The following is an 11259-nucleotide window of genomic DNA, read 5'->3' on the forward strand; positions in this document are numbered from 1 at the left end:
TCGAGCGGCGGGTGGGCGCCTCCGAAGCGCTCGCGATAGGCGCCGTTGACCAGCAGCAACGAGCCCTCGCCGGTGGTGAGCGCGACGGGGTCGCTGCTGAGGCCGAGCGCCGAGCCGAGCAGCGCGAAGTCAGGACCGACGACCAGCGGCTCGGCGGCGGCTGGATTTGCAGGCGTCCGCAGATACGCAAAGGCAGCCGCTGCCGCCCCCGCGAGAGTCAGTGCTCCGGCGATCAGCGGCTGCCCCAGCAATAGTAGCAGAATGGCGGCGCTCGCCGCAGCCCCGCCGACCAGCGCGGGCACAAGCCATCGCCCCCATCCAACGAGGGAAGTCGATTCGATCGGCGGCAGTTCCTGGTACAGCATGAGCGTCGGTGCCCATGCTACCAGAAGCGCGTCATCCTACCAGATGCGCACGCGGTCCGCGGGCGCGAGATAGAGCTTCTGCCCCGGCTTCACCCCGAAGGCCGGATACCACGGGTCCATGTTGCGGACGATGTCGGTGCGGTACTCCGACGGCGCGTGCGGGTCGGTGAGGAGCCGCTGGCGAAGGTTGGCTTCGCGGTAGTTGCGCCGCCACACCTGCGCCCACCCGAGATAGAAGCGCTCATCCGCCGTCGTCCCGTCGATCACCGGCGGCGGCGCGCCGTTGAGCGAGGCGATGTAGGCATCGTGCGCAACCGTCAGCCCGGCGAGGTCCGCCACATTTTCGCCCATCGTCAGCTTGCCCTGCACATGCATGCCCGGCAGCGGCTCATACGCGTCATACTGCGCGCCGAGCTTGTCGAGGCGGGACTGGAAAGCCTTGACGTCATCCGGAGTCCACCAGTCCGACAGGCGACCGCTCTTGTCGTACTTGGCACCCTGATCGTCGAAATGATGGCTGAGTTCATGGCCGATTACAGCCCCGATGCCGCCGTAATTCACCGCGTCATCGGCATTGGGATCGAAGAAGGGCGGCTGCAGGATCGCCGCCGGGAAGACGATCTCGACCATGCCGAAATTGGCATAGGCGTTGATCGTCATCGGGGTCATTCCCCACTCCCACTTGTAGATCGGCTTGCCGAGCTTGTTGACGTTCCACGCATAATCGAACCGGTTCGACCGCATCGCATTGCCGAGGAGGTCGTTGCGGTCGATGACCAGGCCGCTCATGTCGCGCCATTGCGAGGGATAGCCGATCTTCGGCGTGAAGGCGGCGAGCTTGGCATGCGCCTTGACCTTGGTGTCGGCGCTCATCCAGTCGAGCTTGTCGATCCGCCGGTCCATGGCCGCGATGACGTTGTGTACGAGCTTGTCGGCGGCTGCTTTCGTCTCGGGCGGGAAGAAGCGCGCGACGTAGAGCTTGCTGACGTCGTCGCCGAGCGCGCCGACGGTGAAATTCACCGCCCGCTTCCACCGTGCCTCCTGCTCCGGAGTGCCGGACAAGGTGGTGCCGTAGAAAGCGAAATTCTCCTTGTCGAATGCCGACGGGAGGTACGGCGCATAAGAGTCGAGCGAGCGGACCAGCAGCTGGTCCTTGAGCACGCCAAGCGGTGCCTTGCCGACCAGCGCAGCGATCTTCCGGACGGCGGACGGCTGCGCGACGAGCAGCGAATTGACGCCCTGCGCGCCGCTGGCACGGATCAGCTCACCAAAATCGAAGCCGGGCGCCGACCTGGCGAACTCGTCGAGTGCGAACTTGTTGTAGGTCTTGGTCGCGTCGCGGCTTTCGATGCGGGTCCAGCTCGCCGCCGCAATCTTGGTTTCGAGGTCCAGAATCGCCTTCGCGCGCGCCGCCGCGTTCTTCTCGCCCGCGAGCGTCAGCATGTTGGTTAGGTGCTGGAGATATTTCGCCTTCGTTTCGGCGAGCTTCGGCTCCTTCGACAAGTAGTAATCCCGGTCAGGCATCCCGAGGCCGGCCTGGTAGAATTGCAGGATGTATTGGTCGGGGGCCTTGTCGTCCTGCCCCACGAAGCCGCCGAACGGCGTTCCGATCTGCAGCTTGAGCGCTTCGGCATAGAGGTCGGCGAGACCGGCGCGCGAGCTCAGGCCGCGTACCTGGCTGAGCCACGGATCGAACGGAGCGAGCCCCTTCGCCTCGACCGCGGCCTCGTCCATGTAGCTGGCATAGGCCGCGCCGATCCTGCTGTTCGGATCCTTTGCCTGCTCCTCGATGATCTGGCGCGTCCGCTCGCGCGAGAGATCGTCAAGCACCGTGAACATTCCGTAGTTGGACTTGTCAGCCGGGATCGGCGTGGTCTTCGCCCAGGTGCCGTTCGCGAAACCGTAGAAATCGTCGCCCGGCGCGACGCTCTTGTCCATGCCCGCGGTATCGAAGCCGAACGTCCCGTACTTCGGCGTCGGCGCAGGAGCAGGCTCGGGCACGGCTTCCGCAACGGAAGCCGGTGGGGGGGCTGGCGGCAGCGGCGGCGGAGCCTGCGTGGCGCAGCCCGCGAGCGCGGTTGAAGCAAGGGCGAACGCGAGAAACCTGATCATTCCGATCCCCTTCATGGACAGCTATCCTTTGTTAAGTTGAGCGCTTCGATGCAAGCCGCGCGATGATCATTCGACGGCCGCACGCGGTGCGCCTGCGAACGGCTTCAGACTCATGTCTCCTTGCGCGCGGCAGGCCGTTGCTGCCAACGGCTTCGCGACCAGAAGCGCCACGCCAGCGCGGCCGACAGATAGCCGATCACGCCCGCGAGCGCTGCAATCGTCAGGATTCCGACGGCGATCGGTCCCGAAGCCTCGTGCACCCAGAACAGCAGCCGGCTGAGCTCACTCGAGAAGCGCTCCGCCGCCGACGGATTCAAGAGCGTGGCGTCATGGTGCAGCTCCCACGAGCCGATGCGGTACGCGGCATAATACATCGGCGGGATGGTCAGCGGATTGACGACCAGCGTGAACACCGCCGCGACCGCGACGTTCGCCCGTGTCGGGATCGCCAGAAGCGCGGCGATGAAGGTGTGCATGAACGGGATGATCACTGCCACGAACAATCCCAGCGCGACTCCACGCGGCACCGACCGGCGGGTCATCCGCCACAGTGACGGGTGCGCCAGATGAGGCGCGAACGGGCGCAGCATGCGATGTTCGTGAATGGTTTCCCGCGTGGGGATGTGGCGCGTCAGCCAGCGCATCGGACCGGCGCGACCGCCAGGCTCAGCCATTGTGCCGGAGCAATCGCTGCTGCTCGCGCTTCCAGTCGCGCTCCTTGATCGTCTCGCGCTTGTCGTGCACCTTCTTTCCACGCGCCAGCACGAGCTCGATCTTCGCCCGGCCCGTGCCGTTGAAATAGATCGAGAGCGGCACGAGCGTCAGGCCCTGGCGGGTCACCGCGCCTTGCAGCTTGGCGATTTCGCGGCTCTTGAGCAACAGCTTGCGCTGCCGCCGCGGCTCGTGGTTGAGGCGGTTGCCGTGGCTGTATTCGGGGATGTGGCTGTTGATCAGCCAGACCTCGTCGCCGTCGACCGTCGCGTAGCTCTCGGCGATCGACCCCTCGCCGCCACGCAGCGATTTCACTTCGGTGCCCGTCAGCTGGATGCCGGCCTCGAACCGCTCCTCCACGAAATAATCGTACGGCGCGCGCCGGTTCTCGGCCACGACCTTCTGCTTGTCGAACGGCGGGGAAAGCGGCTTGGCCATGATGCTTAGATAAGGCCTGCGTGCTCCAATGCAGCATCGACCGCCTGCTTCGACGATTCCGAGGCCTCGACGAGCGGCAGGCGGATCTCGGTCGGGAAGCCGGGCCGCACCCGGGAAAGTGCATATTTGGTCGGCGCGGGCGAGGCGTCGGTGAACAGCGCCGCGTGGAGCGGGTAGAGCTTGTCCTGGAGCTTCAACGCGTCGCCCCAGCGGCCCTCGCGCGTCGCTTTCTGGAACTCGGAGCACAGCTTCGGTGCGATGTTCGAAGAGACCGAAACGCAGCCGACGCCGCCCATCGCATTGAATCCGAGCGCCATGTCGTCGTTGCCGGAGAGCTGGACGAAGTCCTCGCCACAGGCGAGCCGCTGGGCGGACACGCGTCCGAGATTGCCGGTCGCATCCTTGATCGCGACGATCTTCGGGTGCTTCGCGATGTGTGCGAGCGTCTCGACGGAAATGTCCGCCACCGTGCGCGAGGGCACGTTGTAGACCACGACCGGCAGCGGCGAAGCGTCGGCAATAGCGAGGAAATGCGCCGCAAGGCCGGCCTGGCTCGGCTTGTTGTAATAAGGGACGACGATCAGCGCAGCGTCGGCACCGGCATCCGCGGCAGCCCGGGTCCGTTCGATGGAATGTTCGGTCGAATAGGTGCCCGTGCCGGCGATCACCGGCACTCTCCCCTTCGCCGCTTCGACTACGGTTGCGATCACATGCCGGTGCTCGTCGGACGTGAGCGTCGCGACCTCGCCGGTGGTTCCGCAGGGAACGAGGCCATCCGAACCTTCGGAAATCTGCCATTCGACGAACGCCTGCAATGTGTCCTCGGCGACACGCCCCCCTGAAAAGGGGGTCACGAGTGCCGGGATCGATCCGAAAAACATGAACTTAACTCCGGGATAACGAGTTTTCTGTGGACAAGTCGGCTGCGTTCAGTGGCTGATAAGGAGGGGCGTGCCAAAATGTCCAGCATGTGGAGATTTGCTGGATTAGTGCCGGTACTGCTGGCGACCGCACCGTTGAGCTCGGCGCAATATGCCGCGCCGACGACCCCCACTGCTGCGTCGCCGACTTATGCACCAAGCGTCGCTTATGCGCTCGATCAGTGGCGGCGTCTGCGCCAGAGCAGCGGCTACGACTTCAGCGATTATGCTACCTTCCTGATCGCCAATCCCGATTGGCCGGACGCCTCGCGGATGCACCGCTGGGCCGAAAAGGCGATGCGCTCCGGCGAGAACGCGGCGACCGTAGTCGCCTTCTTCGCGAAAGATAAGCCGACGACCGGCAACGGCTGGGCGCGGCTCGCGGAGGCGTATGCCGCCAGCGGGCGCGCTGCCGAGGCGCTCGACGCTGCGCGCCACGCGTGGGTCTCGTCCGACCTTGGCAGCGGCGACGAGCAGTCATTGTGGGCGCGTTACGGCGGCACCTTCACACGTGCCGACCACGACCGGCGGATCGACTCGCTCCTGTTCGACAAGAAAGAGGACGAGGCCGCGCGCTTTCTCGCCAGCGCCAGCCCTGAGCGCCAGGCCGCTTTTGCCGCGCGGATCGCGATGCAGAACGACGCATCCGACGCGGAAAGCCGCTACCGGACCGTGATCGGCAGCGTCACTACAGACGCGGGCCTGATGATGGACCGTGCGCGCTACCTGCGCGATCACAATTACAACAATAGCGCGCAGGACCTCGCCGCGCGCACGCATCACTTTGCGTACAAGCCGGCGGACACGGAGCGCTTCTACGAAATGCTCCTGCTGATTGCGCAGGACGCGGCGAACGATCGCGACTGGACCACCGTCTACAACATCACGCGGCAGATCGACGACGTCCTCCCCGCCGGCGCCGAAGTCGCCGATCAGCCGCTCGGCGTCCGCGACGAATATACCAACCTCGCATGGCTCGGCGGCGAGGTAGCGCTGCAGCGTATGCGCGACCCCAAGGCCGCGATGGCGATGTTCGACCGCTATGCGCGCGCGGGCCGGTCGCTCCAGGTCCAGACCAAGGGCGATTATTGGGCGGGACGTGCAGCCCTCGCTTCGGGTCAGTTCCAGACGGCGAGCACCTATTTCCAGCGTGCCGCCGCGCACCCGGGACTGTTCTACGGTCAGCTGGCGCTCGAGCGGCTCGGGCGCGCGGTTCCGGCACCCCCCGCGGCGCTGCCGCAATATACGACGACGTCGGTCCAGCGCGCTGCGTTCGACAGCCGGCGCCTGGTCCAGGCCCTTCGGCTCCTCGGCCAGCAGGGCCGTTCCAACGAGCAGACTTTGTTCGTCCGAGCGCTGGCGACATCGCTGGACACGGATGTCGACCGCAACCTCGCGCTCCAGCTCGCCGAGCAAATCCGCCGGCAGGACCTTCCGGTGTGGGTCGCCCGAATGGCGCGCATCAAGGGGTCGAGCTTTTACGTCCGGCAAGCCTATCCGTATCTGTCGGCATCGGTCTCCAGCAGCATTTGGTCCCTTGCCAACGGCATTAGCCGCCAGGAGAGCTCGTTCGATCCTTACGCAATCAGTCACGCGGGCGCGCGCGGGATGATGCAGCTGATGCCGGGGACGGCGCGCGAGCAGGCTGGCAAGATGGGTCTCGGCTACGACAGCTACAGGCTGATCAGCGATCCCAATTATAACGTTACGATCGGATCGGCATATTTCCAGCGGATGCTCAATATCTGGGACGGCAACGTGCCGCTCGCTGTCGCGAGCTACAACGCGGGCTCGGGCAATGCCGGCAAATGGGTCCGCCGCTACGGCGACCCGCGCGGCAATGTCGACGTCGTCGCGTGGATCGAGGCGATCCCGTACGACGAGACACGCGGCTACGTGCAGCGCGTGATCGAGAACACGGTCGTCTACGATTCCATGCGCTCGGCCCAGCCGCAGCGGACGGCGCTGCACGTCTCGCGCTACCTTGGGAAAGACCAGCCGGGCTGATATCCGGCTAACAAGTGGCCGACCGATATATCACTGCCGAAGGCCTGGCCCGAATCCGCGCCGAATATGACGCGCTGTTCGGGACCGAGCGGCCGAAGCTGGTCGAGACGATCGCATGGGCTGCTGCCAACGGCGACCGCTCAGAGAACGGCGATTACATCTACGGTCGCAAGCGCCTGCGCGAGGTCGACCGACGGATTTCGCACCTGTCGCGCATCATGAAAGCGGCCAAGGTCGTCGATCCGTCAGCGCAGCGATCGCGCGACCAGGTCCGCTTCGGCGCGACCGTCGAGCTTGCCGACGAGGACGACAACCGCCGAACGCTGACGATCGTCGGCGACGACGAGGCCGACGCCACATCGGGCCGCATCGGCTGGAGCGCGCCGATCGCGCGCGCGCTGATCGGCGCTCGCGTCGGCGATGAACGGATCGTCCGCCTCCCCGCGGGTGAGAAGAGCTACGAGATTATGGCGATCCGTTACCCCGAGTAGCGCCTACTCCTGGGCGACCACCTTCGCGGGATCAACCTTCGCCGGAGGAGCCGCCTCTCCCACCACCTTGATGCTCAGCTCCTTGAGCTGCTTCGGGGTGACCTCGGACGGCGCATTCATCATCAAATCTTCCGCCTTCTGGTTCATCGGGAAGAGGATTACCTCGCGGATATTGGGCTCGTCGGCGATCAGCATGACGATGCGGTCGATTCCGGGCGCCGAGCCGCCGTGCGGCGGAGCGCCGAACTTGAACGCATTGATCATCCCCGCGAAGTTGGTGTCGACCTCTTCGCGCGTGTAGCCGGCGATCTCGAACGCATTGTACATGATGTCCGGCCGGTGGTTGCGGATCGCGCCCGAGCTGAGCTCGACCCCGTTGCAGACGATGTCGTACTGCCACGCGAGGATATCGAGCGGGTCCATGGTCTCGAGCGCCTCAAGCCCGCCCTGCGGCATCGAGAAGGGATTGTGGCTGAAGTCGATCTTCTGCCGCTCCTCGTCGAACTCGTACATCGGGAAGTCGACGATCCAGCAGAAGCGAAACGCGCCTTGCTCGATGAGGCCGAGCTGCTCGCCGACGCGCGTGCGCGCCGCGCCCGCTAGCTTCGCCGCGTCGGCTTCCTTGCCCGCCGCGAAGAAGATGCCGTCATCGGCCCCGAGGCCCATGGCATGGGCAATTCGGTTCATGCCCTCCTCACCATGGTTCTTGGCGATGGGACCGCCCCACTCTCCGCCCTTGCGGGTCGCATAGCCGAGACCCGCGAAGCCTTCGCTCCGCGCCCATTCGTTCATGTCGTCGAAGAACTTGCGGCTCTTTTCCGCCGTGCGCGGCGCCGGGACCGCCCGGACGACGCCGCCCTTGTCGATGATCCCCGCGAACAACCCAAAGCCGGAGCCTTTGAACTCCTCCGAGACATCCGTGATCAGCAGCGGGTTGCGAAGGTCTGGCTTGTCAGTTCCGTATTTTAGCAGTGCTTCCCTATACGGGATGCGAGGATATTCGCCTGCCGGCGTGACGCTCTTCCCGCCGGCAAATTCCTCGAACACGCCCGACAGAACCGGCTCGATCGCCGCGAACACGTCGTCCTGCGTGACGAAGCTCATCTCGAAGTCGAGCTGGTAGAATTCGCCAGGTGAGCGGTCCGCCCGCGCATCCTCGTCGCGGAAGCAGGGGGCGATCTGAAAATAGCGGTCGAACCCGGCGACCATGATCAGCTGCTTGAACATCTGCGGCGCCTGCGGAAGCGCGTAGAACTTGCCGGGATGGACGCGGCTCGGGACCAGATAGTCGCGCGCGCCCTCGGGCGAGCTCGCCGTCAAAATCGGCGTCTGGAACTCGGTGAAGCCCTGGTCGATCATCCGCCGGCGGATCGACGCGATCACCGCCGAGCGCAGGATGATGTTCGCGTGGACCTGCTCGCGGCGAAGATCGAGATAACGGTACTTGAGCCGGATATCCTCCGGATAATCCTGCTCTCCGGCAACCGGCATCGGCAGCTCGGCCGCGGTCGACTGGACCGTCACCTCGCTCGCGCGCACCTCGATTTCACCGGTTGGAAGGTTCGCGTTCACCGTCTCCGGTGAGCGGGCGACGACCTTTCCCTCAACGGTCACGACCGATTCCACGCGGATCCGGTCGAGCACCCTGAACGCCGGGGAATCCGGATCGACGACGACCTGCGTCAGCCCGTAATGGTCGCGCAGGTCGACGAACAGCAGCTGCCCGTGGTCGCGCTTGCGATGGACCCAGCCCGACAGGCGGACGGTCTCGCCGACATCGCCGAGGCGCAGCTCGGCGCAATTGTGGGTGCGGTAGGCGTGCATCGTTACTCTCTATCCTCGTCATCTCCGCGCACGCGGGTACCCAGATCAATGGTCAACTGGGTTCCCGCTTTCGCGGGAATGACGAAACGGGGAATTCGACCGGGCGCTAACTTCCCGCGTGCCTTTGTCAACCCGCGAGGGCGGGGCTATGGGCCGATGCAGACTCATGCGTATCCATCCCCTGATTACCAAGTCCGAAGACCTCAGGGCCCTCGTCGACAGATTGTCCGAACATTCGTTCATCGCCGTGGACACGGAGTTCATGCGCGAGAACACCTATTGGCCCGACCTGTGTCTGATCCAGGTCGCGAGCCCGGACGAAGCCGCGGCGATCGACCCGAAAGCCGACGGGATCGAACTCAAGCCGCTCCTCGACCTGTTCGTGAAGAACGAGGAGGTACTGAAAGTCTTCCACGCCGGCGGCCAGGATCTCGAGATCATCCATAATCTCACCGACAAGGTCCCCCACCCCTTGTTCGACACCCAGATCGCGGCGATGGCGCTCGGGCACGGCGAGCAGATCGGCTATTCGAACCTGATCGAAAGCCTGCTCGGCCACAGTCTCGACAAGGGGGCGCGCTTCACCGACTGGGGCCGCCGCCCGCTGGACAAGCGCCAGATCGATTATGCGATTGCCGACGTCACTCACCTCGCGACGGTGTTCCCGAGGATGGTCGAGAAGCTCAAGAAGACGGGGCGCGGCGCGTGGCTGGACGAGGAGATGGAGCGCCTCGCCGACCCATCGAGCTTCGCGTTCCCGCCCGAGGACGCATGGAAGCGGCTGAAGCTGCCGAGCCGCAACCCCGCGGTGCTCGGACGGCTCAAGGCGCTCGCAGGCTGGCGGGAGACCGAGGCGCGCTCGAAGAATCTGCCCCGCGGCCGAATCATCAAGGACGACACGCTCAACGAGATCGTGCTTCACCCGCCCAAGACCCAGGACGATCTCGGGCGCGTTCGCGGATTGTCGGCCGGCTGGAGAGCCAACGACATCGGCGGCCGGCTAATGGCCGCACTCGAAGCCGCACGGCCCCTCGACCAGGACGAAATGCCGGACAGGGAGCCGAGGCGCCCGGGACTCACCAAGGACGCGGCGCTGGTCGGCGATCTGCTGAAATTGCTCCTCAAGATTCGCGCCAAGGAGAGCGGCGTCGCGGCGCGGCTCATCGCTCGCTCGGACGACCTCGAGGCGCTCGCCGCCGGGGTGCGCAAGAACCTCAAGATCCTCAGCGGCTGGCGCTACGAGCAGTTCGGCAAGGACGCGCTCGATCTGGTCGAGGGCCGCCTCGCCTTCGCGATCGAAGACGGAAAGCTCAAGATGAGCCGAATCAGGCAGGAGGAACCGGTCGATGCGTAAGATTGTCGCCTTAACGCCCGCCCTGCTGGCGGCCTGTTCGACCGCGCCGGCTGCACCCGCGGACCCGCCGGTTCACGGCGAAACGCCGGGCCACACCTGCACCGAGGAGGGCACGAGCCAGTTCATCGGCCAGACACGCAGCGACGCGGTCGGTGCCGAAATCAAGCGTGTATCGAACGCGGCGGTGCTGCGCTGGGCGCCGCCCGGCGTCATGCTGACGATGGACTACCGCGCCGACCGGGTGACGGTCTGGCTCGACTCGGCGAACAAGATATTCAAGATCAGATGCGGCTGAGCGGCTAGGCCGCTTCGCCGATCATCCGCGCTTCGGAAAGCGCCCTTCGCACCGTTGGGAGTGACAGCCGAGCGCGCTCGGCCATCGCGAACCTGTCGACCGCTTCGACCGCGCGCTCGGCGGTCCAGTAATCGCGGTGCAGCCGCTCGCTCATGTATCGCAGTGCGTCGGCGGGCACATGGAGCCCGCGGTCGGCGAAATGCAGCTGGATCAGCGCCGCGAACAACGCATCGTCCGGGTGCGCGATGCGTAAGACCGGCGTGACCGCGAGGCGGGTCTTGAGATCCGGCAGCGCCGGCGACCATGCCGGCGGCGCCTCATCGGCGACCATGACCAGCGGCCTTCCGGTGTCCTGCGCCTGGTTCCACGCGTGGAACAGCTCCTCCTCGTCGCGCTGCTCGGCCTCGTCGAACAGGCGCCCGCCGACTCGCTCGACGAAGCTGCGCGCGAGCAGCGTCCGTCCGGACCGACGCGGCCCGGTGACGATCGCCGCCTTGACCGGCCACAGGCTCCATTTGCGGAAATGTTCGAAAGCTTCGCGGTTGGCGTCGGAGACGATGAACCGGGCGTCTCCGTCGCTCTGCGGCCAGTCGAGCGGTAGCGCGATCTGGTCCGGCGCCTGCTTCACTGCACGGCGCCGCTGTTCTGGACCGGCTGCTGCTGGGGTGCCGGCGCTGGCTGCGGAGCCGGAGCCGCCGGCGCCGCGGCCGGTGGCGGCGGCGGAAGTGATGGCGGCTTGTCG

Annotated in this window: 11 protein-coding genes; 4 read left to right on the plus strand and 7 right to left on the minus strand. The window is 65.7% G+C overall.

Going from position 1 to position 11259, the window contains the following annotated elements; genetic code table 11:
• The 5 genes from GH737_RS09630 to dapA all read right to left on the minus strand — a co-directional run.
• Positions 1-302: hypothetical protein (locus tag GH737_RS09630; protein ID WP_230558738.1), on the minus strand; the 302-nt coding region annotated here is incomplete at its 3' end.
• A gap of 99 nt (positions 303-401) precedes the next feature.
• Positions 402-2477: a M13 family metallopeptidase gene (locus tag GH737_RS09635; protein ID WP_196233084.1), complete on the minus strand. Its 2076-nt coding sequence runs from the start codon at positions 2475-2477 to the stop codon at positions 402-404.
• 110 nt (positions 2478-2587) lie between these two features.
• Positions 2588-3151, minus strand: a complete 564-nt coding sequence (locus tag GH737_RS09640; RefSeq protein WP_155264615.1) for a DUF2062 domain-containing protein — start codon at positions 3149-3151, stop codon at positions 2588-2590.
• On the minus strand, positions 3144-3626 hold the full coding sequence (gene smpB / locus GH737_RS09645; RefSeq protein ID WP_155264616.1) for an SsrA-binding protein SmpB: 483 nt from the start codon (positions 3624-3626) through the stop codon (positions 3144-3146). Before smpB ends, GH737_RS09640 begins: the two co-directional genes overlap by 8 nt.
• 5 nt (positions 3627-3631) lie before the next feature.
• Complete coding sequence (gene dapA / locus GH737_RS09650) at positions 3632-4507, minus strand: 4-hydroxy-tetrahydrodipicolinate synthase (protein WP_155264617.1); 876 nt, start codon at positions 4505-4507, stop codon at positions 3632-3634.
• Between the two features lie 87 nt (positions 4508-4594).
• Here dapA and GH737_RS09655 point away from each other — a divergent pair, with 87 nt between their 5' ends.
• Both GH737_RS09655 and greB read left to right on the plus strand, forming a co-directional pair.
• Positions 4595-6553: a lytic transglycosylase domain-containing protein gene (locus GH737_RS09655; RefSeq protein WP_196233085.1), complete on the plus strand. Its 1959-nt coding sequence runs from the start codon at positions 4595-4597 to the stop codon at positions 6551-6553.
• A gap of 14 nt (positions 6554-6567) precedes the next feature.
• The gene (greB, locus tag GH737_RS09660; protein ID WP_155264619.1) at positions 6568-7044 is read left to right on the plus strand and encodes a transcription elongation factor GreB; all 477 of its coding nucleotides are present in this window, start codon (positions 6568-6570) and stop codon (positions 7042-7044) included.
• Positions 7045-7047: 3 nt separating this feature from the next.
• Here greB and aspS read toward each other — a convergent pair whose 3' ends face one another.
• On the minus strand, positions 7048-8868 hold the full coding sequence (gene aspS / locus GH737_RS09665; RefSeq protein ID WP_155264620.1) for an aspartate--tRNA ligase: 1821 nt from the start codon (positions 8866-8868) through the stop codon (positions 7048-7050).
• A 166-nt stretch (positions 8869-9034) separates the two neighbouring features.
• Between aspS and rnd the strand changes: the two genes are divergently transcribed.
• Positions 9035-10222, plus strand: a complete 1188-nt coding sequence (gene rnd, locus GH737_RS09670; RefSeq protein WP_155264621.1) for a ribonuclease D — start codon at positions 9035-9037, stop codon at positions 10220-10222.
• Positions 10215-10517: an I78 family peptidase inhibitor gene (locus tag GH737_RS09675; RefSeq protein WP_155264622.1), complete on the plus strand. Its 303-nt coding sequence runs from the start codon at positions 10215-10217 to the stop codon at positions 10515-10517. Before rnd ends, GH737_RS09675 begins: the two co-directional genes overlap by 8 nt.
• Positions 10518-10521: 4 nt before the next feature.
• Here GH737_RS09675 and GH737_RS09680 read toward each other — a convergent pair whose 3' ends face one another.
• A complete protein-coding gene (locus GH737_RS09680) occupies positions 10522-11145 on the minus strand; it encodes an HdaA/DnaA family protein (RefSeq protein WP_155264623.1) in 624 nt (207 codons plus the stop codon).
• Between the last annotated feature and the right edge of the window lie 114 nt (positions 11146-11259).

Source organism: Sphingomonas segetis, from assembly GCF_009720245.1.
Classification (GTDB): domain Bacteria; phylum Pseudomonadota; class Alphaproteobacteria; order Sphingomonadales; family Sphingomonadaceae; genus Sphingomicrobium; species Sphingomicrobium segetis.

Bases quoted from the DNA above. Each gene is read 5' to 3' on its own strand.
- GH737_RS09655 (WP_196233085.1), top strand. From the start codon at position 4,595: ATGTGGAGATTTGCTGGATTAGTGCCGGTACTGCTGGCGACCGCACCG.
- GH737_RS09675 (WP_155264622.1), top strand. From the start codon at position 10,215: ATGCGTAAGATTGTCGCCTTAACGCCCGCCCTGCTGGCGGCCTGTTCG.
- dapA (WP_155264617.1), bottom strand. From the start codon at position 4,507: ATGTTTTTCGGATCGATCCCGGCACTCGTGACCCCCTTTTCAGGGGGG.
- GH737_RS09635 (WP_196233084.1), bottom strand. From the start codon at position 2,477: ATGATCAGGTTTCTCGCGTTCGCCCTTGCTTCAACCGCGCTCGCGGGC.
- GH737_RS09640 (WP_155264615.1), bottom strand. From the start codon at position 3,151: ATGGCTGAGCCTGGCGGTCGCGCCGGTCCGATGCGCTGGCTGACGCGC.
- smpB (WP_155264616.1), bottom strand. From the start codon at position 3,626: ATGGCCAAGCCGCTTTCCCCGCCGTTCGACAAGCAGAAGGTCGTGGCC.
- aspS (WP_155264620.1), bottom strand. From the start codon at position 8,868: ATGCACGCCTACCGCACCCACAATTGCGCCGAGCTGCGCCTCGGCGAT.
- rnd (WP_155264621.1), top strand. From the start codon at position 9,035: ATGCGTATCCATCCCCTGATTACCAAGTCCGAAGACCTCAGGGCCCTC.